The organism is Aeromonas sp. FDAARGOS 1418 (assembly GCF_019048585.1).
Classification (GTDB): Bacteria; Pseudomonadota; Gammaproteobacteria; order Enterobacterales; family Aeromonadaceae; genus Aeromonas; species Aeromonas caviae.
This window is the reverse complement of record NZ_CP077387.1, coordinates 3974780-3995269: the sequence shown is the minus strand read 5'-3', so window position 1 is coordinate 3995269 and position 20490 is coordinate 3974780. Positions and strand designations below refer to the sequence as shown.

Sequence of the window (20490 nt, the reverse complement as noted above, 5' to 3'; positions counted from 1 at the left end):
TGCCCACGACAGACATCAGGCGATGCGTTCGAGGCGCGCCATGTAGAAGCCGTCGAAGCCGGTCTCTGCCGGGCTGACGTTGTGATCGCCGATCAGGCGGAAGTGCTCGTTGGCGGCGAGGAACTTGTCCACCTGCTGGCGGTTCTCCTCGGGCAGGATGGAGCAGGTGGCGTAGACCAGCAGGCCGCCCACCTTCACCATCTGGCTGTAGCGCTGCAGGATCTCCTCTTGCAGGGCGACCAGCACCGGCAGGCGCTCGGCGGTGTCGCGCCACTTGGCATCCGGGTTGCGCTTGAGCACGCCAAGGCCGGAGCAGGGGACGTCCAGCAGCACGCGATCGGCGCTTTCTTTCAGGCGCTTGACGGTCTTGCTGCTGGTGATGACCCGGGTCTCCACGTTGTGGGCACCGGCGCGGCGGGCGCGCTGCTTGAGGTTCTCCAGTTTCCACTCTTCCACGTCCATGGCCAGCAGACGGCCCTTGCCCTGCATCATGGCGGCCAGGTGCAGGGTCTTGCCGCCGGCACCGGCACAGGCGTCGATGACCCGCATGCCGGGCTTGACGTCGAGGGCCGCGGCCACCAGCTGGGAGCCGGCATCCTGCTGCTCGAAGCAGCCATCGGCAAAGGCCTGGGTACGGAACAGGGCGGCGTCCGAGGTCACTTGCAGGGCGGTCTCCACTCCGTCGACGGGCACTGTGGTGACATGCTCTTTGGCCAGCATGGCTTGCAGCTCGTCCCGGGTGCACTTGAGGGTGTTGACCCGCAGGTAACGCTTGGGCATCCAGGCCAGGGCGGCACGCTCGGCCGGCCAGGCGTCGCCCAGTTGCTCGCTGCCGAGTTTTTCCAGCCAGGCAGGGCAGCCGTCCATCAGCACCGGGTTCTTCTTGGCTTCGGTCAGGCGGCGGCGGAACGCCTCCTCGTTGAAGCGATCCAGGGTCGGGTGGTTGGGCTGATCTATCTTGTGGAAGGCGTGCCAGCTGTGCAGCAGCGGCCAGACATTCTTCTCCGCCTGACGGACCTGGATGCCGGTGAGGAAGCAGTAGAGGCTGAGGCGGCGCAGCAGATCGCCGGTGACCAGGGCAATCCTTGCCTGTTCTTGCGGTTTGAGTTCGATGCCGGAGAAGTGACGTGCATAGGCGCGGTCGAGGGTAAGACCCTGACCCAGCACATCGTCAACGATGGCAACGACCAGATCCCCGAAACGGGGCAACAGTGGGGACTTGAGCATGAGATTAACCTTGGCCAAAGAAAGAGTGAACCGGCCCCGTCGAAGAGGGGTTCTGGAACGGACAAATCCGCGCCATGATAGGGGCTAGTCTGCATTGGTGCAACCTTCCCCATTCGGGGAATGTACAGAGGATGTTGCTGGACTAATCGGACCAGCGGGCAAATGATGCCGTGGCAGTTCAGGTGAATCCGTTTAAAAAGGAATTAAAAAGATGCAGTTGATGAAATATTCTCCGCTGGCGGTGCTGGTGGCGGGTCTGATGACGTCCGGCAACCTGATGGCCGGCGAGTGGCATACGGTCACGGCGCGGGCCACCGCCGCCGATGGGTACGAGGTGAGGGCCAGCCAGTATCGCATCGTCACCGTCTCCACCGATTACCTGGCTGCCCTGAAGGGGGGCGAGCGCCGCCTGACCCTGCCTCTGCCGGATGGCAAGGAGGTGACCTTCAGTCTGCAACCTTATGATCTGCTGCCAGCGGATCTGGCCGCCAAATATCCCGATATCCTGGCCTTCAAGGGGTACAACGAAGCGGCGCCGGGCGAGACCGGGCGCTTCGATCTCGGTCCCCAGGGATTCCACGCCATGTTCAGCCATGAAGGGAAGATGGTGTTCGTCGATCCCCTTCGCAATGGGGAAGGCTATGCCGTCTATTACCAGCAGGATGCCCACAGCCGGCTGGAAGAAGAGGCGGACAAGGTGATCGGAGGCGAGGCCAAAAAGCTGGCCCGCCAGGTGCTGGTGGATGGCAACGAGCGCAAGCGCTATGTCATCGCCATCTCGGCGGCGGGGGAGTACACCCAGTATCACGGCGGCACCGTGGAGGCGGGTCTTGGCGCCATCACCACCCTGCTCAACCGGGTCAACGAGGTCTACCAGCGTGACGTGGCGGCCGAATTCCAGCTGGCCAGCGGCAACGACACCATCATCTTCACCGACGTGGCGAACGATCCCTTCAACAATGATGACGGCGATATCGATGCCAACATGCAGGTGCAGGCCGATGCCCTGACCAAGGGGCTGGGGGCCTTCGACATCGGCCATGTGGTCAACACCGGTGGCGGCGGCCTGGCGGGACTGGGCGTACTCTGCACCCCTGACAAATCGGCGGGGATGACGGGCTCCTCCGAGCCGGTGGGGGATGCCTTCTTCATCGACTACGTGGCCCACGAGATCGGTCACCAGTTCGGGGCAGACCACACCTTCAACGGCACCACAGGCAGTTGTGGCGGCGGCAACCGGGAGGCAAGCCAGGCCTGGGAGCCGGGCAGCGGCAGCTCCATCATGGCCTATGCGGGGATCTGCGGAGACGAAGATCTGCAGCCCCACAGCGAGCCCTATTTCCACAGCAAGTCCATCGAGCAGATGCGGGCCCACATGGCCACGGAGCCAAATTGCGGCACCCCGTTGGCGCTGGTCAACAATGCGCCCCAGGTGGCGGCAGGCAATGACTACATCATCCCCGCCAACACCCCCTTCGTGCTCAAGGGGGCGGGGGCCGATCTTGACAGCGATCCGCTGAATTACACCTGGGAGCAGATCGATCTGGGGACGGAGTCGAGCAGCCCGGCCACCATGGTGGACGACGGCAGCCGCCCTCTGTTCCGTTTCGTGGCGCCGACCAGCGTGCCGGAGCGCACCCTGCCGAGTCTCACCTCCCTGCTCACCAACACCCTGGCGATAGGGGAGGCCTGGCCTGCCACCAACCGGGACCTGAACTTCCGCCTCACGGCGCGGGACGGCAAGGGCGGTGTCGCCAGCGATGACATGAAGATCCAGGTGGTCAACACCGGCAAGGCCTTTGCCCTGACCAGCCCGGTGGTGACCCCCCTGGGGGCGGGCAAGACGCAGACCATCAGTTGGGAAGTGGCCGGCACCAATGCCGCCCCCATCAACTGCAGCAAGGTGGATCTCTTCATGACCCGGGACGAGGGGGCAAACTGGACTCCCCTTGCCAGCGGCAAACCCAACTCGGGCTCGGCGAGCGTCACCATCCCGGCGGGCCAGGATGGCACTGCCCGCTTGAAGGTGGCGTGCAGCGACAACATCTTCTTCGCCATCAGTCCCCTCAAGCTCTCGGTCACCCAGCGCGGTGAAGAGGGGGGAAGCGGTGGCGGCGGGGCCCTCGGCTTCTGGACCCTGGCCCTGGCGTTGCTGGGCTGGCAGCGGAGGCGGGCATGAGACTGGCCGGGGTGCTGCTGCTCACCCTGCTCGGCGGTTGTCAGGCCGATGCAGACACCCTGGATCAGGCGGTCAGCGCCAGCCTTGCCAGGCAGGATTACCGGCTGATCGTGCGGGCCGGGCGCGGCGAGGTAGCGCCCGGGATCGCGGCGGATCAGCAGGCGGCGGCCAAGGCCCGCTGCGGCGTGCGCTATCTCGATGGATTCGGGGATGTCATCAAGCCGGATCAGAAGGAGGCCCACGCCAGGCTGAGCGCCTATGCGGCGGACTACAACCGGCGCATGCTGGCCCATTGCCCGCCGGTTGACGGCAAGCAGTAGGCTGACGGCCATCGGCATAAAGAGGGAGGCATGAGCCTCCCTCTCTTTTTGCTCCGCCATTTGGCCGCCCCGAGGCTTGTACCCATGGCGCGCTCGTCGCACAATGCCTGCACCCATCGCCGCACGGGCGGCAGAGAAAGAGAGAAGGAAAATCAAGATGATGGATGTGGCTGATCTGCGTCGCGAATACACCAGGGGTGGACTGCACCGGGCCGATCTGCCGGCCGACCCCCTCGCCCTGTTCGAGAAGTGGCTGGCCCAGGCGTGCGAGGCCAAACTGACCGATCCTACCGCCATGGTGGTGGGCACCGTGGATGCTGATGGTCAGCCCTGGCAGCGCACCGTGCTGCTCAAGCACTACGATGCCGAAGGCATGGTGTTCTACACCAACATGGGCAGCCGCAAGGCGCATCAGCTGGAGGGCAACCCCCGCATCAGCCTGCTCTTCCCCTGGCACACCCTGGACAGACAGGTGCACGTGACCGGCCGGGTGGAGAAGATGAGCACCTTCGAGGTGATGAAGTATTTCCACAGCCGACCCAAGGACAGCCAGATCGCCGCCTGGGTCTCCAAACAGTCGACCCGCATCTCGGCCCGTGGCGTGCTCGAGGCCAAGTTCCTCGAACTCAAACAGAAGTTTGCCAATGGCGAGGTGCCGCTGCCGAGCTTCTGGGGTGGTTTCCGGGTGCGCATCGACACCGTCGAGTTCTGGCAGGGTGGGGAGCATCGTCTGCACGATCGCTTCTATTACACCCGCGAGGGGGACGGCTGGCACATCGAGCGCCTGGCACCCTGATGAACATCGCCCGGCTCAAGAACTTCACCGAGATAGTGAAGAACAACTTCAACATCTCGGCGACGGCGGAGAAGCTCTATACCTCCCAGCCGACCCTCAGCAAGCAGATGAAGATGCTGGAAGAGGAGCTGGGGCTGGCGCTGTTTACCCGCAAGGGCAAGAACCTGGCGGGCCTGACCCCCATGGGGGAGCAGGTGATGGAGCTGGCCAGGGGAGTGGTGGCCCAGGTGGAGCAGATTGGTCAGCTTTCCCTCGGGGATCAGCTGGCCACCAGCGGGGTGCTGCGCATCGCCACCACCCACACCATGGCCCGCTACAAGCTGCCGGCGGTCATTACCGAATTCTCCCGCCGCTACCCCGAGGTGAGCATCCAGCTGCATCAGGGAGCCCCTGCCCAACTGGCGCAGATGGCGCAAAACGGGGATGTGGAGATGGCCATCGCCACCGAGTCCATGCACCTGTTCGACGAGCTGGCGACCGTGCCCTGCTATCGCTGGGGGCGCAGCGTGGTGGTGCCCCACGGCCATCCGCTGCTGGACTGCCAGCCGCTGGCCATGGCGGATCTGGCCCGGTATCCCCTAATCACCTATGTGTTCGGTTTCACCGGCCGCTCCAAGATGGACAAGGCGTTCGGTCGCCATGGTCTCAGCCCCCGCATCGTGCTGACAGCCACCGACAGCGACATCATCAAGCACTATGTGCGCCTGGGGATGGGAGTCGGGGTGATCGCCACCTCGGCGTTCGACGAAGGGGACAGGGAGAGCCTGGTCTGCCTCAACATCGATCATCTGATTGCCTCGAGCGTGGCCCATGTGTGCCTGCGCAGGCACGCCCACCTGCGGGACTACATGTACGACTTCATCCACCTCTATGCCCCCCATGTGAGCCGGGAGACGGTGCAGCTGGCGCTGCTCAACCAGGGAACGCCCGCTCCGTCTGCGACCCTGCCCTGGCTCTGAAGGCCGTCAGGGGAAGTCAGATGTGCTGCATAGATGCAAAAAAGAGAGGCCAGTGGCCTCTCTTTTTTGTGATAAGTGGTGTCCTGTGCTGCCTTTTCCCGGTGATCCCTCTCTCCCGGCTGTCGTGGTCACCAGATTGACGGCGCTCCGGGTGCCGAGCAGCAGATCGCCATCATCCAGCAGGGCCTCGGGGTGCGGCAGCCCCCTTGCTGCTTAGGGGGTACGGGTCGCCAGATTGACGAAAATCTGGGCACCCACCAGCAGGCAGTCGTCGTCCGGGTAGTAGGGGATTGACGTGGTGCGGGTAGTGGCAGATCCCCCTGGCCCGTCAGTCGACCCTGGTCGCCAGATTGACGAAGATCTGGGCTCCCACCAGCAGGCAGTCGTCGTCCAGGTAATAGGGGTTCGCGTGCAGGTAGTTGCAGATCCCCTTGGCCTGATTGCCGCTGCCGAGGAAGAACATGGCCCCCATGCGGCTTGGCGTGGCGTTGATCATGTAGCTGAAGTCCTCGCTGCCGGTCATGGGCTGGCCCTTTGCGTTGATCCCGTCGCTGGACAACACCTCCGAGGCGGCTTGTTGCAGGCGCTCGCAGGCCTGGGGGTGGTTCTCCACTGCCGGGTAGCCGGCATGGACCATGGTGGTCTTGAAGCCGCGCAGCTCGCTCTGGGCGATGATGTCCCTGAAGCTGTTTTTCAGGATCTGGTCGGTTTCGGCATCCATGGCGCGGATGGTGCCACGGGCCTGCACATGATCGGCGATGGCGTTGGGAATGGTGCCGCCGTTGATCATGCCGCAACCAAAGACCGCCGGGCTGAACGGACTGGTGCGCTTGGCGACGATGTAGTCCATGTCCTCGATGATCCGTACCGCCTCCCGGATGGCATCCAGCCCCTTGTGGGGGGTGGAGCCGTGGGCGGAGATGCCGTGCACATCAAGCGTCCAGGCAGACCCCCAGGAGGACATGACCCCCTGGTTGAACTTGATGGTGCCCGTCTCCATGGCGCCGTCGTTGTGCAGGGCATAGACCTCGTCCACCCCCTTCATGCAGCCAAGCTCCACCATCTTTTCGGCACCGGGGACGCGCATGTCCTCTTCCGCCATCTGGAAGATGAAGCGGACGTTGTAGCGCAGGCGCTCGCGGTTGGCGGCCAGAAACCTGGCGGCGGTCAGAGCGATCGCCATGTGGGAGTCGTGGCCGCAGTTGTGGGCCATCCCCTCATGGGTGGATTTGAACGCCACCTCGCTCATGTCGTGCATCTCCAGGCCATCCATGTCGGCACGAAAGGCAATGGTGGGCAGGGTGGGGTCGACCGCCAGATCCCCGTGAAAACCGGTGAAGCCGGGATACAGGGTGATCCTGTAGCCGAACTCTTCCATCAACCCACGGCAGTAGGCAGAGGTCTTGAACTCGGCCCCGGAGTATTCCGGGATGCGGTGCAGGTGGTGGCGCACTTCGTAGCTGAAGTCGCGCAGGGCCAACAGGTCAGGTTCGATATGGTAGTGGTTCATCAGATGATCCCTTGAATGGAGAAACCGAGCTGGGCAACCAGGGAGGCGCCAAAGAAGCAGCAGGTGGAGACGATCATGAAGATGAGGATCACCTTCCACGACATCTTCTTGAGCTCCTCCAGCTGACCGCCCACCGAGAGGCCGGCGAAGGCCAGGAGCGGCACGCAGCAGGAGAGGAAGGAGATCTTGGCCACGGCATCGATGAAGAGGCCGCGCACCGGGGTCTCGGGCAGGCAGATGAGAATGCCGATGATGGTGGCATAGGCAAAGGCCGGCAGGGAGGAGGGCAGGTAGCGCTTGGTCACCAGGGAGGCGAACACCACCAGGGACATGGCGATGAAGCTGTCCCCCATCTGCCACAGCGGCAGGCCCGAGGTCAGGGTCTGGGTGAACATGGCCAGCAGGATCGCCAGGAAGACGAAGCGCATATCCATCACGATGCTTTTCATGCTTTCTCTCCTTTGGCGGTCAAGGCATAGATTTTTTCAGCGAGCGGCAGACCCAGATAGGTGAGGGAGAGCGCCCCCAGGGCCGACGAGAGCAGGTTTGAGGCGGCGGCGATGCTGAGCACCTGCTGGGCCATCGCCTCGTCCAGGCCGTTGATGAGGGCACCGGAGGCGGCGCTCAGCATGGAGCCGGATCCCACGCCGGAACCGGCGGCCAGGGCCAGGGGATGCAGCCCCGTGAGGGGGGCGATGCTGCCGAGCACGCTGAACCAGAGGGTGCCGATGACGGAGCCGCACAGGTAGATGGCGAGCACGCCGATGTACTCCTGGGAGCCGGTGCCGAACTTGCCCTGGATCACCGCGACCGAGGGTTCACGGCTGATGGAGGAGCAGGCCCCGATGGCGCGGCGGCCAAAGCCGAACTTCACCGCCAGCGGAATGGCGATGAGGATGGGCAGGAGGTTGCCTATCTCTTGCAGGAAGAGCGGTACGCCGACGCTCAGGATCATCTTGAGGTTGGGGATGATCATCCCCGCATACTGGGTCCCGAGGATCAGCAGGCTGAAACCCACCATCTTGCCGCAGAAGCCCTCTTCTCGCTCGGTGAAGAGCCTCTTCCAGCCGGGAATGCGATCCTTGACGGGCTTGGCGGAGACTATCATGCCGATGATGACGGCAAAGAGCATGGGCAGGATGGGGATGATGGCGATGCCGAGTCTGATCTCCTGCTTCCCGATGAGGGATTGGGCCACGAAGATCAGCAGGGCGGTCGCCAGGGTACTGACTACTACCGTTTTGAGTGGGCTGGTTGGCTGCATAGTGTGTTCTCTTGTTATCCGTTGTCCTTCATGGGCGTCTTTGGTCACGCCATGATGGGGGCATGATAGGAAGCGAGGAGGGAAAGGAATGTGACCGCCATCAAGTCAGCCATATGGCATTTTTTCATGGGGTATGCCGTTTAACCATGGTAAACATATGGTTTAACAACTCATTGGCAGCTGCTTATGCTGCCTCAGACAGGAGTGTGGTGCCGCCCGGGCACCCGGTGCCTGATCCGGGGGACGGATGTGGGGGAAGGAATGGATCTGTTGATCGAGGGTGCGCTCTGGCGCCCCTCCTGGCAAGCGGCGTTGCAGGCCTGGCAGCACCAGGGAAACCGCTGGTGGCTGCTGCTTGGCAAAGGGGAGGCGAGGGAGATGGCACCCTGGTCGGCCAGCCCGCCAGATGGCATTCTCCTTGCCCGCGACCTGCTTGCCGCCTGGCTGGGGGAGGCCGCCTCCCCGCTGATGGCGACACAGCCGGACCGGCAGATCCTGATCGCTGCCTCCGGCTCCCTGCTGACCCTGGCCAGAGAGAGCGGCCTGCTCACCCTGGGGCCCGCGGGGGCGGATCATCGCCTCGGTGCCGATGACGACCTCGGGGTTGCCCTGCAACGCCTGCTTGCCCGCCGCCTGATGACCCCGGTGCTGTGCGAGCCTGGCGGGCAGGACGCGCTGGTGCTGCGCCCCCTGCTGCCCGGCGATGAGAGCGCCATCCTGCGTTATTGTTCGGATGCGGCGCTCGCCCGCTATACCCTCAACATCCCCCACCCCTATTCGCCGGAGGCGGCGCGGGACTGGCTTGCCCTGAGCGGGCGCAAGGCTGCTCTCGGGCTGGGATGCACCTGGGCCCTGACTCTGCCTCAGGGGCGTGAAGACGAGCCCGCTCCCCTGGTCGGCACCCTCTCCCTGCACTGGCACGGGGAGCTGGCATGGTGGGTCGGCGTGCCCTGGCAGAACAGGGGGCTGGCCACCCGGGCCGCGAGCCTGGTCAGGGCGTTTGCCTTCGAACAGTGGCACCTGCCTGCCCTCACCGCCCGCCACATGCCGGGCAACCTCGCCTCAGGCCGGGTGATGGAAAAGACTGGCATGCACCATGACGGGCGTCGGCCAGATCCGGCCGATGGCGCCCTCGAGCTCGATCACTGGCGGCTGGATCGCCCGGCGCGCCTGACGGATGCACGCAAAGAGGCGCTGGCCCCCTGGCTGGATGACGAGGAGGTGGTCGTGGCCATACTGCACGGTGAGGGGGTGGCGCTCTTCATGGCGGGGGAGGCGACAGAGGGCGAGCAGACACTCAGCGGGCTGACGGTGCGGCGCTATCCCCAGGCCATGCTGGCGCCAGAGGCGCCCGGGGTGCAGGCCCATGGGGGTGGCGCCCTCCTCAAGGAGTGCGGGGATCTGGGCCTCGCCTATCTGCGGCGATTGCGACAGCCTGACGACGGACGCTGATGGCTTGCGCAAGCTCGCTCATCGCGAAGCCTGGTGCGGGGTCTGTCAGGTGTTTTCCTGAGTCCGCCCTCCCATTTTCAGACAAAGGCAGTGAAGAGGCGCACCACTTATGTGGAATAATGGCCGCCCTGCTGTACGAGGAGTAACGCTGTATGTTGAGAACCGAGCGTCCCGGCGACATGCTGCCAGTCTATGAGCTGGTGAGTGCCGCCTTTGGTCGTCCCGACGAGGCCGAACTGGTCAACCGCCTGCGAGAATGTGGGGCCGCCGTGGTCACCATGGTCGAGGAGGAAGAGTACGAGTTCATGGGGCACCTGATGCTGAGCCCGATCACCATTGAGGGACAGGAAGGGCCCTGGCTGGGACTGGCACCCGTGGCCGTGCATCCCGACTGGCAGGGGCAGGGCATTGGCTCGGATCTGGTGCGGGAAGGGCTGGACACGGCACTGGAGATGGACTGGAAGGCGGTGGTGGTGCTCGGGGATCCTGCCTACTACGCCCGTTTCGGCTTTCGGCCTGCCAGCGACTTCGGCCTGCACTGCATCTACGAGGTGCCGACGGAGTGTTTCATGGCGATGGAGTTGCAACCCGGCGGGCTCGACGGGGTAAGGGGCGAGGTGCTCTATCACCCCCTGTTCGATGAAGAGCCGGTGGAGTGACCGCCTGCCTATCCACGAAAAAGGACCCTGAGCGGGTCCTTTTTCGTGCCATGTCCATCGCTTGAATGGACGTCACTGGGCCAGGGATTTCAGTTGCTGCTTGCCCGGCGGGTTGTTCCAGTCGATGGGGCCGTGGGTGAAACGGTACTGAAGCCTTGGCAGACTCAGTTCCAGCCACTCCTCCCGGAAGTAGGCATAACCCTGGTCCCAGTCCGGATCCTGCGCCCAGCCGGTCTGCAAGAAGTGGAGCCGGGTGCCCTGGCCCTCCGGCACGAAGCGCAGGCTGACCTGGGTCTTCTGCTGACGAATGTGGGGAAACTGGGGAGGGAAATTCCAGCTGAAGCTGAGCAGATCATGGGGCATGACCGCCATCACCCGGCACCCTTCGCTGCCACGCTCGCCGAGGGGAGCATCGGGTCTGAAATAGATCTCGAACGGTCCGTTGGGTTCCGGGACCATGAGGCACTCCGGCGCCAGAAAACTGCGCAGCCCGCTCTCCGTGGTCCAGGCCCGCCAGACATCGTCAATGTGGGCGGGTACCAGAATACTGCCTTCAATTTGCTTGTTATCCATAAATCAGTGAACCTCAAACCAGTCATGGACGGGACCTCGGCAGTATAGCCCCTGAGGCGATAAAATAGGCAGCCCTGTGTCACACGGTTACGTATTCAAGAGGGTCCACATTGCCGATTTGACAGCACGGCGGGATCCATCGAGAGTGGGAAGCGACAAGCACGCAACGCAAGGATGGTGTCATGATCAGAATGATGACGGAAGCTGACGAGCCCATGCTGGCGCAGCTCTTCCTCAAGGGAAGGCGCCAGGCCTTCCATTGGGTTGATCCCGCCCTGTTCCGGCTCGAGGATTTTGCCGAGCAGACCCGGGGCGAGGAGATCTGGGTGGCGGAGAAAGGGGGCAGCCCGTGCGGATTCGTCTCCATCTGGGGGGCCGAGAGCTTCGTGCATCATCTCTACGTGGTGGCGGACTGGCACGGGCAGGGCATGGGGCGGGCCTTGCTTGCCGCCGGCTTGGCCGGATACCCCTCCCCGGCCTCCCTCAAGGTGGCCATGCGCAACACCACGGCGATGGCTTTCTATCATCGCCTGGGCTGGGAGAACACCGAAGAGACGGGTCATTGCGACATCACGGGGCCCTGGCGCAGGCTGGTGTTGACGCCCGATGCCGCAGGGGAATAAGCCGCTGGCAGACTGCGGCAACCGCACCGCACATTGATCTCCAGCCCTGGCAGGGCATAAAAAACCACTTCGCGGGAAGTGGCTCTTCAACACATCCGGGGGAGGGCAGACCTTCCCTCGCTCAACCGATGATCACAGGGCCGCCACGGCCTCTCTTACCAGGGCGGCCAGCTCTTCCCACCTGCCCTCGTCGATGAGCTTGGCCGGCACCATCCAGGTGCCGCCGCAGGCGATCACGGCATTCAGCCCCAGATACTCCTTCAGATTGGCCGGCGTCACGCCGCCGGTGGGCATGAAGCGCACCGGATAGACGGCGCCCAGGGCCTTGAGCATGGCGGTGCCGCCAGACTGCTCGGCCGGGAAGAACTTGAGGTGGCGCAGCCCCATCTCCATGGCTTGCTCCACCAGGCTGGGGTTGTTGACCCCGGGGATGATGGTGACGTCCTTGTCCAGGCAGTACTGCACCGTGGTCGGGTTGAAGCCGGGGCTGACGATGAAGTCGGCACCCGCCGCAACGGCCGCATCCACCTGCTCGCGGTTGAGCACGGTGCCGGCCCCGATCAGCAGATCCGGGTAGGCCGCGCGCATCTGGCGGATGGCCTCTGCGGCGGCGGGGGTGACGTCGGCCCCTTGCAGGCGTGCGGCGAGATAACCGGCGCTGAAGGAGTTGCCCGCCGCCGTGGTGTCGATCACCTGTTTGGCGGACAACCGCAGGGCGGCGATTTCGATCCGCTGCGTTGCCGTGACCACCAGGCAACCTCAGAGCCGCGCTTGACGACGATCTCGCCCACCCCGAAGCCCTGGCTCCCTGGCTGCATTGCGAGCGCAACCCCTACTGGCGCAAGCTCCACGAGCATATCGACGACAAGGCCATCTCCAGCTGGTGCGACGATCACGACCAGATCCTCAAGGCCCTGATGCGCAAGGATCCGCAGGCGGCCAAGCTGGCCATGTGGCAGCACCTGGAGAACACCAAGCAGATGCTCTTCCAGGCCACCATCTTCGATGACGAAATGGAGGATGACCGCTACCTCTTCTCCGAAAATCCCGTCGTTCATCTGACCCAGCCTTCCACTGCCAACGGCTAGTGGAAGATTCTCGGGGGCGAACCCTCGAGGTTGTTTCAACCCCATGGAGGCGCTGGGCTGATGGCGTGGCCCACAGCTCCCGGGCAAATTGCTGCTCCACTCGCCGGTTTTTGCTGGCGACGCCACCTGGAGCTGGCCCATGTCAAATGCAGCCACCCCCCGCAGAGCCTTTGGCCTCAGGTCTGGAGATGCACAGCACTCGCGGGGCGGATACAACCTCTGAAGGTGAGAAAAAGGATACAAAAAGGGCCACTTCTTGCGAAGTGGCCCTTTCCAAACGTTTGGTGGAGCTGGGGGGATTTGAACCCCCGTCCAAAATTACTACATCCTCGGTACTACATGCTTAGTCACTCTTTACATTCGCCAACACGCTGCGGAGAGACACGCCACGCATTGACTAGCTCGATTGGTTTTAATGCTTCCGCCCCGAGCAGGACTTCCACACGATCCTGTGAAGGATGACCTTCCATTTCCCTAGGACACAGGCAAGCTAGGGGAGAAGGGCTCAGCGCAGGTTATTAAGCTGCGAGTGCGTAGTTTTCGTCGTTTGCGACTATTTTTTTGCGGTTTATTAACGAGGCCTACCGCACCTCGGCATGCACCTTGGGTTTCGTGAATCTTGTCGAATCCAGAATCAGCCCCAAGTTGTCAAAAGGGATTGTACGCAAAAATCCTGTCATGGCAAGGCGTTGATGGCAATCGACCGGCCTTGGCCGGTCGATTGCTGGTTTATTGGTCGCCGCATGGGGGCCGGCGGCGCACGATCAACCGCGGTGTTTGTTTTTCATGATGCGGGCTTTTTCCCGATCCCATTCCCGGGCCTTGGTATCTTCCCGCTTGTCGTGTTCTTTCTTGCCCTTCACCAGGCCGATCTCGACCTTGACCCAGCACGCTTTCCAGTAGAGGGCCAGCGGCACTATGGTGTAGCCCTGACGAGCGGTCAGGCTCTCGAGCTTGTCGAGTTCACGGCGACTAAGCAGCAATTTGCGGGTGCGGGTCGGATCGCATACCACGTGGCTGGAGGCGGCGTTCAGCGGCAGGAAGCTGGAGCCGAACAGGAAGGCTTCTCCCTGCATGAAGATGACATAGGCTTCGCTGATGTTGGCCTTGCCCGCCCGCAGGGACTTCACTTCCCACCCTTGCAGGGACAGGCCGGCTTCCACGCGCTCTTCGATGAAGTACTCGTGACGGGCGGTTCTGTTGAGTGCAATGGTGCTGGACCCGGCTTTGTTTTTACTGTTCTTTTTGCTCATGACGGGGGCCTTAGGCAATGTTTAGGAAGGCGCATTATACGTGGGTGGCGGCGGCTGTAAAACGCACAGCGCTCCGAGTGGCGGCTTTGTGAGCAGTTCGATGACGATTTTGAGGGAAGGGCGGGGCGAGAGCAGGCCACACTGGCCGGAAAGTGTGCGATTGCCGTGCTTGGTGACCCGCGAACAGTTTCGGCGGTGATTTTGGCTGACAAGGTGATAAAATCGGGCCGATTGGATGAGGAAAACCCATGCCCCGTATTACTCGCAGTGCCCTGGTGATGTTCAGCGCGGAACAGATGTTCCGGCTGGTCAATGATGTTGATGCCTATCCTGAGTTCCTGCCCGGCTGTGTCGGCAGCCGTGTTCATGAGTCAGGTGAAGACTACATGATGGCCTCGGTCGATGTGGCCAAGGCAGGTATCGCCAAGACCTTTACCACGCGCAACCAGCTCGATGCCAATCGCACCATCAAGATGGAGCTGGTGGAGGGGCCTTTCAGCAAGCTGGCGGGATGGTGGACCTTCACACCCCTGGACGTGGATGCCTGCAAGGTGGAGTTCGATCTCGACTTCGAGTTCACCTCCAAGCTCATTGAGCTGGCCTTTGGCCAGATCTTCCGCGAGCTGGTGAGCTCCATGGTGCTTGCCTTCTCCAATCGTGCCAAGGTGGTTTACGGTGTCTGAGCTCCTCAATATCGAAGTGGCCTATGCCCTGCCCGAGCGGCAGACGGTGCTGTGCATCCGGGTCGCGCCCGAGACCAGCGTGCTGGCGGCCATCGAACAGTCCGGCATCCTGCAAAAGCACCCGGAGATCGACCTGTCGGTCAACAAGTTCGGTATCTACAGCCGTCCGGTCAAGGGCACAGAGTCGGTGCAGGAGGGGGATCGCATCGAGATCTACCGCCCTCTCATCGCCGACCCCAAGGAGATGCGCAAGAAGCGGGCGGAGAAAGCCAAGGAAGAGGGGCGCGCCGATGTGGTCACCGGAGGGCGACCCGATGTGCACCGCAAGCGAGACGATGCCGGCACCTGACGGGTGATGTGCTGTGACAAGGGGCGCCGTGGCGCCCCTTTGTGATCGTCTCGCCCGGCACGGGGCATCACAGGGTGAGCAGGCGCTCGTTTTCCACCGTCTCTATCCCGCTCTCCTGGATGGCAAGGCGCGCCATGGCGTGCGCCACCTGACTGGCCTCGATGGCACGCCAGCGGCGCAGCGACCCGCGCAGCAGGGGCTTTACCAGCGGATAGATGGCCTGGATGATCTGCTCCGAACGGCGCGCAGGTTCGCGATGGCCGAGCAGCATGGCCGGGCGCAGGATGACGAGCCGCTGCCACTCCTGGGCCAGCAGGGCCTGCTCCATCTCGCCCTTGGTGCGGGGATAGAGGGCAGGGGAACCCGGGTTGGCGCCCAGACTGGAGACCACCAGCAGGCGGCGGCAGCCGTGGCGACGGGCGAGCGCGGCAAAGGCCAGCACATAGTCGAGATCGACCCGGCGAAAGGCCTCGGCCGAGCCGGCATCCTTGCGGGTGGTGCCAAGGCAGCAGAAGGCAATGTCCACAGGGGAGGGCAGCGTCAATCTGTCCAGCGCGTCGAACGAGGTGGGCAGCCAGGTGCGTCCCGGAGCGGGGTCGCCCGGTTTGCGGCAGAGCAGGAGGAGGTCATGCTCCGTCCCCAGCTCATGCAGCAAGGCTTTGCCAATCAGACCGGTGGCGCCGGCAATCAGGAATCGACTCATGATGATCTCCTCGGGGCAATGAGGCATCCAGAGTGTGGCCCGGCGACATCACCGGGGCCAGAGAGAACAAAACCGGCAGAAGCCGGTTTTGTGATGTCATCTAGAGCGGTGTGGTGAAGGCGGCAGGGAGAGGGAAATCACCGGTCACGGTGGCCAGTCTGTCACCCACGAAGTTGAGGGTCAGCTCCTTGCGCTCCTTGTCGCCCCGACCGGGCTGGAACTCATAGAGGTAGTACCAGGTGTTGGGGTCAAAGCTGTCGCGCAACATGGGAGAACCCAGCACGAACTCGACCTGTTCGCGGGTCATGCCTTGGCGCAGCTTGTCGACCTGCTTTTGTTCCACATAGTTGCCCTGGGGAATATCGATGCGATAGACCAGGCTGCAACCGGACAGGGTGAGGGCGGTCAGGGCCGCGGCAATCAGGTGTTTCATCCGCATATCGGGTTCAGATCATCCATACAGTCTTTTTAGCTCGGCAAATCATACCCACTCCCCGTGCGGAAGTAAAAAGCCATTGATCCATCAGCCAATAAAAAGGGCCGCGTGGCGGCCCTGGCAGGATCTTGCCCCCTTACATGGCGGCGCGGAAGATGGCGACGATCTCCGCGTGAGTCGCCTGCCTGGGGTTGGTGAGACCACAGGCATCCTTGAGCGCATTGGTGGCCAGCACGTCTAGGTCGTCGGCCCTGACCCCGAGCTGCTCCAGACCGGTGGGGATCTTGACGTCGCGAGCCAGTTGCCGGATGGCATCAATGGCTGCCGCCGCACCCTGCTCATCGCTCATGGCGCTCACATCCACCCCCATATGACGGGCCACATCCTTGAGCCGACCGGCGCACACCCGGGCGTTGTAGGCCTGGACATGGGGCAGCAGCACCGCATTGCACACCCCGTGGGGCAGGTCGTAGAAGCCGCCGAGCTGGTGAGCCATGGCGTGCACATAGCCCAGGCTTGCGTTGTTGAAGGCCATGCCGGCCAGGAACTGGGCATAGGCCATCTGCTCGCGGGCATGGAGATCCTCCCCCTGATGCACGGCGGTGCGAAGGTGTTCGGCAATCAGTGCGATGGCCATCACGGCGCTGGCATCGGTGACCGGGGTGGCGGCGGTGGAGACATAGGCCTCGATGGCGTGGGTCAGGGCATCCATGCCGGTGGCGGCGGTGAGGCCGGCGGGCTTGGCCAGCATCAGTTCCGGGTCGTTGACCGACATCAGCGGCGTGACGTGCTTGTCGATGATGGCCATTTTCACCTGACGGGATTCGTCGGTAATGATGCAAAAACGGGTCATCTCGGAGGCGGTGCCGGCCGTGGTATTGATGGCGATGAGCGGCAACTGCGGCTTGGCGGAGCGATCCACCCCCTCGTAATCCTTGATGCTGCCCCCATTGGCGGCCACCAGGGCGATGCCCTTGGCGCAGTCGTGGGGTGAGCCGCCGCCGAGCGAAATGACGCAGTCACAGCCATGGGCCCGGATCATCGCAAGACCCGCCTCGACGTTGGCCACGGTGGGATTGGGTCTGGTCTCATCGAACACCACGGCATCGATGCCGTGCTCGGCCAGGAGGGCGGCAAGCCGGCCCACCACGCCAATCTGGCCCAGGATCTTGTCGGTGACGATGAGCGCCTTGCGATAGCCATGTCCCTGGATATCCGCTGCCGCCTCCTGCAGGCAGCCCGCCCCCATCAGGTTGATTGCGGGAATGTAGAACTTGAATGTCGCCATGATGGACTCCGTATGATTAGCCATTAAGTGGTATGCGGGCGCCAACATAACAGCGTCGGAGGGGATGAGAAGGGGTCAATGGTATCTCGTTTGCAACTTTGTGGACTCGATCGCGCTCTTTAAATGGACGGTCGCTCAAGGCTTGACAAGGGATGGGAGTGCAAAAGGAGCGTAAAAACGTTTTTCAAGAAATTCATCATCTTAGCAAACGTTTCGCGCCATTTTTGTCAGCTTTGAAGCGCAGAAGTGTGAGGCGCATCAAGGAATTGGAAAGCGCTTTCGACCATAGTTGGCGCCTCCCCGGATGAGGGGATACCGGCTTGAAAGTACCGTAAAGAATCACCTTAACTGCACTCGGCGGCCATGCGGCGGGGCGCAACCAGGAGTCCACTATGTCTGATGTATTTCACTTGGGTTTGAAAAAAGCGGATCTGCAAGGCGCCACCCTGGCGATCGTCCCCGGTGACCCCGAGCGCGTGAAGCGCATCGCAGAACTGTTGGACAACCCGGTGCACCTGGCCAGCCATCGTGAATTCACCACCTGGCGCGGCGAGATGGACGGCAAGGCCGTGATCATCTGCTCCACCGGTATCGGTGGCCCGTCCACCTCCATCGCGGTGGAAGAGCTGGCCCAGCTGGGTATCCGTACCTTCCTGCGCATCGGCACCACCGGCGCCATCCAGCCGCACCTGAACGTGGGCGACGTGATCGTCACCACCGGCTCCGTGCGCCTCGACGGTGCCAGCCTGCACTTCGCGCCGATGGAGTTCCCGGCAGTGGCCGACTTCGACTGCACCACCGCCTTGGTGAACACCGCCAAGGAGCTGGGCTCGAAGCTGCACGTGGGCGTCACTGCTTCTTCCGACACCTTCTACCCGGGTCAGGAGCGTTACGACACCGTATCCGGCCGCGTGGTACAACGTTTCCAGGGTTCCATGAAAGAGTGGCAAGCCATGGGCGTGCTGAACTACGAGATGGAGTCCGCGACCCTGCTGACCATGTGTACCAGCCAGGGCCTGCGTGCGGGCATGGTGGCCGGTGTCATCGTGAACCGTACCCAGCAGGAAATCCCGAACGCCGAAACCATGGCGAAAACCGAATCTGATGCCATCAAGATCGTGCTGGGCGCCGCCCGCAAGCTGATCTGATAGCACCACACCGAGTGGGGGGTGGGGGCCGTTGCGAAAGCGCGGCCCCTATCTTTATCCGCCGTTTGCCCTTTTTGCCTTTCTGGCCCTGCTTTCCCCCTTCTTCGTTACCCCTGTTGCCCCGTCATGGCCGCCAGTGCCTGCGCAAAGGGCGCTTCACAGCGGATCTGTACCGCTTCGCCGCTCACCGGGTGCACAAAACCGAGTTCACTGGCGTGCAGCATCAGTCTGGGGGCCCGTTCGCAGCCGGGCGGGAGCAGGCCGCCATAGAGATCGCATCCCAGGATGGGGTGGCCCAGCCACTGGCTGTGGATGCGCAGCTGGTGGGTGCGCCCGGTCTCCGGTACCAGTCTGACCCGGGTCAATGGCACCGGCTGGCCTGCCCCCTCCAGGGTGAGCCGCTCCATCACCCGATAGCGTGAGCGGGCGGGTTTGCCGCTGGCGGCGCAGATGCTCATCAGCGGGAACAGCGCCGGATCCTTGGCGATGGATGCGTCGATGACGCCCTCATCCGCCGCCAGATGGCCGCAGAGCAGTGCCTCGTAAGCCTTGCTCACGGTGCGCTGGCTGAACTGGTGGCAGAGCAGGGCGTTGATGCTCTTGTTTCTGGCCACCACCATGACGCCCGAGGTGCCAAAGTCGAGGCGGTGCACCAGGGTGCAGCCGGGGTAATCCTGTACCAGCCGATAATGGACCGAATCGAGGTTCTGCGGGTTCTTGCCCGAGAGGCTCAGCAGGCCGCTCGGCTTGTTGATGAGCAGCAGATGTGCATCCTCAAACAGGATCTCGATGGTGGCGGCGCAGGGCGGAGCAACAAAGGTGTCGATGATGGCGGACATGGGGCAACCGGACGATGAAGGGGGAGGGATCATACCCGAACGATGGCGGCGCGGCGAATCTGGGTGTCCGCTCCCAAGGCCTGTCGCCAAGTACTTGATCTCGTTGGTTGAGGCGTTTTGTGACTCCTTCCTGAGTTCATCTGGCTATCTCTTGCTAAGGTATGGCTCCCTGTCATGTTGTAAGGAGTCTGTCCATGGCGTTGCCCGTTATTCTCGATTGCGATCCCGGCCACGATGATGCCATCGCCCTCATTCTGGCGCTGGCGAGCCCCGAGCTGAAGGTGATGGCGGTCACCACCAGCGCGGGCAACCAGACCCCGGACAAGACCCTCAACAATGCCCTGCGCATCCTGACCCTGCTCGGCCGCGACGACATTCCGGTGGCGGCGGGGGCTGCCAAGCCTCTGGCCCGTGAGCTCATCATCGCCGACAACGTCCACGGCGAATCGGGGCTGGACGGCCCAGAGCTGCCGGATCCCGCCTTTGCTCCCCGGGCGGTGAGCGCCCTTGAACTGATGGCAAGATGTCTGCGCGAGAGCCCGGAGCCGGTCACCCTGGTGCCGACCGGGCCGCTCACCAACATTGCCCTCTTGCTGGCGGCCCACCCAGAGCTCAAGCAGAAGATCGCCCGCATCGTACTGATGGGGGGCGCCGCCGGTGCGGGCAACTGGACCCCCGCGGCGGAATTCAATATTTATGTGGATCCCGAAGCGGCCGATATGGTCTTCAAGTCGGGGCTGCCCATCACCATGTGCGGGCTGGACGTGACCCACGAGGCCCAGGTGATGGACGAGGATATCGAGCGGGTACGCGCCATTCCCAACCCGGTGGCGCAGTGCGTGGCACAGCTGCTCGACTTTTTCATGATCTATCATCGGGATCCCAAGTGGGGATTTGCTGGCGCGCCGCTCCATGACCCCTGTACCATCGCCTGGCTGCTGGCGCCTTCCCTGTTTCACGGGGTGGAGTGCCGGGTCGATATCGAAACCGGCGGGACCCATACCCTGGGCATGACGGTGGTGGATCGCTACGACCTGACCGGCAAACCGGCCAATGCCCTGGTGCTGCTGGGGCTCGACAGGGTCGGTTTCATCGAGTTGCTGGTGCAGCGACTGCGCTCATTTGGTTGACATCCTGGACA

23 protein-coding genes, 1 other RNA gene and 1 pseudogene are annotated in these 20490 nt (G+C 63.1%); 13 read left to right on the top strand and 12 right to left on the bottom strand.

Annotated elements, in window-relative coordinates:
* Positions 1-15 precede the first annotated feature (15 nt).
* Positions 16-1227, bottom strand: a complete 1212-nt coding sequence (locus I6L48_RS18620; protein ID WP_010673956.1) for an RsmB/NOP family class I SAM-dependent RNA methyltransferase — start codon at positions 1225-1227, stop codon at positions 16-18.
* A 211-nt stretch (positions 1228-1438) separates the two neighbouring features.
* Between I6L48_RS18620 and I6L48_RS18615 the strand changes: the two genes are divergently transcribed.
* From I6L48_RS18615 to I6L48_RS18600, 4 genes are all read left to right on the top strand, one after another.
* Entirely contained in the window at positions 1439-3406 is a 1968-nt protein-coding gene (locus I6L48_RS18615) for a reprolysin-like metallopeptidase (RefSeq protein ID WP_042880891.1), read from the top strand.
* On the top strand, positions 3403-3726 hold the full coding sequence (locus tag I6L48_RS18610) for a hypothetical protein (RefSeq protein WP_039039894.1): 324 nt from the start codon (positions 3403-3405) through the stop codon (positions 3724-3726). The genes I6L48_RS18615 and I6L48_RS18610 overlap by 4 nt, the downstream gene beginning before the upstream one ends.
* Before the next feature lie 157 nt (positions 3727-3883).
* Positions 3884-4522, top strand: a complete 639-nt coding sequence (pdxH, locus tag I6L48_RS18605; RefSeq protein WP_042880888.1) for a pyridoxamine 5'-phosphate oxidase — start codon at positions 3884-3886, stop codon at positions 4520-4522.
* A complete protein-coding gene (locus tag I6L48_RS18600) occupies positions 4522-5481 on the top strand; it encodes a LysR substrate-binding domain-containing protein (RefSeq protein WP_010673960.1) in 960 nt (319 codons plus the stop codon). The genes pdxH and I6L48_RS18600 overlap by 1 nt, the downstream gene beginning before the upstream one ends.
* A gap of 328 nt (positions 5482-5809) precedes the next feature.
* Here the strand turns inward: I6L48_RS18600 and I6L48_RS18595 are convergent, their stop codons facing one another.
* The 3 genes from I6L48_RS18595 to I6L48_RS18585 are packed head-to-tail and all read right to left on the bottom strand — an operon-like array spanning position 5810 to position 8255.
* Complete coding sequence (locus I6L48_RS18595) at positions 5810-6991, bottom strand: M20 family metallopeptidase (protein ID WP_042880886.1); 1182 nt, start codon at positions 6989-6991, stop codon at positions 5810-5812.
* Positions 6991-7440: a hypothetical protein gene (locus I6L48_RS18590; RefSeq protein WP_010673962.1), complete on the bottom strand. Its 450-nt coding sequence runs from the start codon at positions 7438-7440 to the stop codon at positions 6991-6993. The genes I6L48_RS18595 and I6L48_RS18590 overlap by 1 nt, the downstream gene beginning before the upstream one ends.
* Complete coding sequence (locus tag I6L48_RS18585; protein ID WP_010673963.1) at positions 7437-8255, bottom strand: DUF3100 domain-containing protein; 819 nt, start codon at positions 8253-8255, stop codon at positions 7437-7439. The genes I6L48_RS18590 and I6L48_RS18585 overlap by 4 nt, the downstream gene beginning before the upstream one ends.
* A 261-nt stretch (positions 8256-8516) precedes the next feature.
* Here I6L48_RS18585 and I6L48_RS18580 point away from each other — a divergent pair, with 261 nt between their 5' ends.
* Together I6L48_RS18580 and I6L48_RS18575 are read left to right on the top strand one after the other, a co-directional pair.
* Positions 8517-9707 carry a GNAT family N-acetyltransferase gene (locus I6L48_RS18580; RefSeq protein WP_042880883.1) on the top strand — a complete coding sequence of 397 codons (1191 nt, stop codon included), beginning with the start codon at positions 8517-8519 and terminating at the stop codon, positions 9705-9707.
* 152 nt (positions 9708-9859) lie between these two features.
* Entirely contained in the window at positions 9860-10366 is a 507-nt protein-coding gene (locus I6L48_RS18575; RefSeq protein WP_010673966.1) for a GNAT family N-acetyltransferase, read from the top strand.
* Positions 10367-10438: 72 nt separating this feature from the next.
* Here I6L48_RS18575 and I6L48_RS18570 read toward each other — a convergent pair whose 3' ends face one another.
* Positions 10439-10939: an SRPBCC domain-containing protein gene (locus I6L48_RS18570; protein WP_010673967.1), complete on the bottom strand. Its 501-nt coding sequence runs from the start codon at positions 10937-10939 to the stop codon at positions 10439-10441.
* A gap of 182 nt (positions 10940-11121) precedes the next feature.
* On the opposite strand from I6L48_RS18570, the gene I6L48_RS18565 reads away from it, so the two are divergent.
* The gene (locus tag I6L48_RS18565) at positions 11122-11562 is read left to right on the top strand and encodes a GNAT family N-acetyltransferase (protein WP_042880882.1); all 441 of its coding nucleotides are present in this window, start codon (positions 11122-11124) and stop codon (positions 11560-11562) included.
* A gap of 132 nt (positions 11563-11694) precedes the next feature.
* Here I6L48_RS18565 and eda read toward each other — a convergent pair whose 3' ends face one another.
* Positions 11695-12312 (bottom strand): bifunctional 4-hydroxy-2-oxoglutarate aldolase/2-dehydro-3-deoxy-phosphogluconate aldolase, encoded by a 618-nt coding sequence (gene eda / locus I6L48_RS18560; RefSeq protein ID WP_042880880.1) that lies wholly within the window; start codon positions 12310-12312, stop codon positions 11695-11697.
* 50 nt (positions 12313-12362) lie between these two features.
* Between eda and I6L48_RS20990 the strand changes: the two are divergent.
* Both I6L48_RS20990 and I6L48_RS18555 read left to right on the top strand, forming a co-directional pair.
* Positions 12363-12470: pseudogene (locus I6L48_RS20990) on the top strand (GntR family transcriptional regulator); the annotation flags it as partial.
* A 9-nt stretch (positions 12471-12479) separates the two neighbouring features.
* The gene (locus I6L48_RS18555; RefSeq protein ID WP_010673970.1) at positions 12480-12650 is read left to right on the top strand and encodes a hypothetical protein; all 171 of its coding nucleotides are present in this window, start codon (positions 12480-12482) and stop codon (positions 12648-12650) included.
* 282 nt (positions 12651-12932) lie between these two features.
* Here I6L48_RS18555 and ssrA read toward each other — a convergent pair.
* Positions 12933-13292: a transfer-messenger RNA gene (ssrA, locus tag I6L48_RS18550) on the bottom strand.
* Between the two features lie 122 nt (positions 13293-13414).
* Positions 13415-13903, bottom strand: a complete 489-nt coding sequence (gene smpB / locus I6L48_RS18545; RefSeq protein ID WP_010673973.1) for an SsrA-binding protein SmpB — start codon at positions 13901-13903, stop codon at positions 13415-13417.
* Positions 13904-14151: 248 nt separating this feature from the next.
* On the opposite strand from smpB, the gene I6L48_RS18540 reads away from it, so the two are divergent.
* Together I6L48_RS18540 and I6L48_RS18535 are read left to right on the top strand one after the other, a co-directional pair.
* A complete protein-coding gene (locus I6L48_RS18540; protein WP_010673974.1) occupies positions 14152-14586 on the top strand; it encodes an SRPBCC family protein in 435 nt (144 codons plus the stop codon).
* Positions 14579-14935, top strand: a complete 357-nt coding sequence (locus I6L48_RS18535; protein ID WP_039039886.1) for an RnfH family protein — start codon at positions 14579-14581, stop codon at positions 14933-14935. The genes I6L48_RS18540 and I6L48_RS18535 overlap by 8 nt, the downstream gene beginning before the upstream one ends.
* A 67-nt stretch (positions 14936-15002) precedes the next feature.
* On the opposite strand, the gene I6L48_RS18530 is transcribed toward I6L48_RS18535, so the two are convergent.
* The 3 genes from I6L48_RS18530 to yiaY all read right to left on the bottom strand — a co-directional run bounded on the left by I6L48_RS18530 (position 15003) and on the right by yiaY (position 17362).
* Positions 15003-15638, bottom strand: coding sequence for an NAD-dependent epimerase/dehydratase family protein (locus I6L48_RS18530; protein ID WP_042878055.1), 636 nt, complete (start codon positions 15636-15638; stop codon positions 15003-15005).
* A gap of 100 nt (positions 15639-15738) precedes the next feature.
* Entirely contained in the window at positions 15739-16077 is a 339-nt protein-coding gene (locus I6L48_RS18525) for an outer membrane protein assembly factor BamE (protein ID WP_029314185.1), read from the bottom strand.
* A 133-nt stretch (positions 16078-16210) separates the two neighbouring features.
* Positions 16211-17362, bottom strand: a complete 1152-nt coding sequence (yiaY, locus tag I6L48_RS18520; RefSeq protein WP_113070487.1) for an L-threonine dehydrogenase — start codon at positions 17360-17362, stop codon at positions 16211-16213.
* Between the two features lie 392 nt (positions 17363-17754).
* Here yiaY and udp point away from each other — a divergent pair, with 392 nt between their 5' ends.
* Positions 17755-18510 carry a uridine phosphorylase gene (udp, locus tag I6L48_RS18515; RefSeq protein WP_010674037.1) on the top strand — a complete coding sequence of 252 codons (756 nt, stop codon included), beginning with the start codon at positions 17755-17757 and terminating at the stop codon, positions 18508-18510.
* Between the two features lie 107 nt (positions 18511-18617).
* Here udp and I6L48_RS18510 read toward each other — a convergent pair whose 3' ends face one another.
* Positions 18618-19382 carry an RluA family pseudouridine synthase gene (locus I6L48_RS18510; RefSeq protein ID WP_039039883.1) on the bottom strand — a complete coding sequence of 255 codons (765 nt, stop codon included), beginning with the start codon at positions 19380-19382 and terminating at the stop codon, positions 18618-18620.
* Positions 19383-19543: 161 nt separating this feature from the next.
* Between I6L48_RS18510 and rihA the strand changes: the two genes are divergently transcribed.
* A complete protein-coding gene (gene rihA, locus I6L48_RS18505) occupies positions 19544-20479 on the top strand; it encodes a pyrimidine-specific ribonucleoside hydrolase RihA (protein WP_042879103.1) in 936 nt (311 codons plus the stop codon).
* Positions 20480-20490 lie beyond the last annotated feature (11 nt).

What these genes read in the sequence shown, in the direction of transcription:
- I6L48_RS18540 (WP_010673974.1), top strand. Translation starts at nt 14,152, where the DNA reads ATGCCCCGTATTACTCGCAGTGCCCTGGTGATGTTCAGCGCGGAACAG.
- I6L48_RS18620 (WP_010673956.1), bottom strand. Translation starts at nt 1,227, where the DNA reads ATGCTCAAGTCCCCACTGTTGCCCCGTTTCGGGGATCTGGTCGTTGCC.
- smpB (WP_010673973.1), bottom strand. Translation starts at nt 13,903, where the DNA reads ATGAGCAAAAAGAACAGTAAAAACAAAGCCGGGTCCAGCACCATTGCA.
- yiaY (WP_113070487.1), bottom strand. Translation starts at nt 17,362, where the DNA reads ATGGCGACATTCAAGTTCTACATTCCCGCAATCAACCTGATGGGGGCG.
- I6L48_RS18610 (WP_039039894.1), top strand. Translation starts at nt 3,403, where the DNA reads ATGAGACTGGCCGGGGTGCTGCTGCTCACCCTGCTCGGCGGTTGTCAG.
- rihA (WP_042879103.1), top strand. Translation starts at nt 19,544, where the DNA reads ATGGCGTTGCCCGTTATTCTCGATTGCGATCCCGGCCACGATGATGCC.
- I6L48_RS18615 (WP_042880891.1), top strand. Translation starts at nt 1,439, where the DNA reads ATGCAGTTGATGAAATATTCTCCGCTGGCGGTGCTGGTGGCGGGTCTG.
- udp (WP_010674037.1), top strand. Translation starts at nt 17,755, where the DNA reads ATGTCTGATGTATTTCACTTGGGTTTGAAAAAAGCGGATCTGCAAGGC.
- I6L48_RS18580 (WP_042880883.1), top strand. Translation starts at nt 8,517, where the DNA reads ATGGATCTGTTGATCGAGGGTGCGCTCTGGCGCCCCTCCTGGCAAGCG.
- I6L48_RS18575 (WP_010673966.1), top strand. Translation starts at nt 9,860, where the DNA reads ATGTTGAGAACCGAGCGTCCCGGCGACATGCTGCCAGTCTATGAGCTG.
- pdxH (WP_042880888.1), top strand. Translation starts at nt 3,884, where the DNA reads ATGATGGATGTGGCTGATCTGCGTCGCGAATACACCAGGGGTGGACTG.
- I6L48_RS18590 (WP_010673962.1), bottom strand. Translation starts at nt 7,440, where the DNA reads ATGAAAAGCATCGTGATGGATATGCGCTTCGTCTTCCTGGCGATCCTG.
- I6L48_RS18530 (WP_042878055.1), bottom strand. Translation starts at nt 15,638, where the DNA reads ATGAGTCGATTCCTGATTGCCGGCGCCACCGGTCTGATTGGCAAAGCC.
- I6L48_RS18600 (WP_010673960.1), top strand. Translation starts at nt 4,522, where the DNA reads ATGAACATCGCCCGGCTCAAGAACTTCACCGAGATAGTGAAGAACAAC.
- I6L48_RS18565 (WP_042880882.1), top strand. Translation starts at nt 11,122, where the DNA reads ATGATCAGAATGATGACGGAAGCTGACGAGCCCATGCTGGCGCAGCTC.
- I6L48_RS18525 (WP_029314185.1), bottom strand. Translation starts at nt 16,077, where the DNA reads ATGCGGATGAAACACCTGATTGCCGCGGCCCTGACCGCCCTCACCCTG.
- I6L48_RS18595 (WP_042880886.1), bottom strand. Translation starts at nt 6,991, where the DNA reads ATGAACCACTACCATATCGAACCTGACCTGTTGGCCCTGCGCGACTTC.
- I6L48_RS18570 (WP_010673967.1), bottom strand. Translation starts at nt 10,939, where the DNA reads ATGGATAACAAGCAAATTGAAGGCAGTATTCTGGTACCCGCCCACATT.
- I6L48_RS18585 (WP_010673963.1), bottom strand. Translation starts at nt 8,255, where the DNA reads ATGCAGCCAACCAGCCCACTCAAAACGGTAGTAGTCAGTACCCTGGCG.
- I6L48_RS18510 (WP_039039883.1), bottom strand. Translation starts at nt 19,382, where the DNA reads ATGATCCCTCCCCCTTCATCGTCCGGTTGCCCCATGTCCGCCATCATC.
- I6L48_RS18555 (WP_010673970.1), top strand. Translation starts at nt 12,480, where the DNA reads ATGCGCAAGGATCCGCAGGCGGCCAAGCTGGCCATGTGGCAGCACCTG.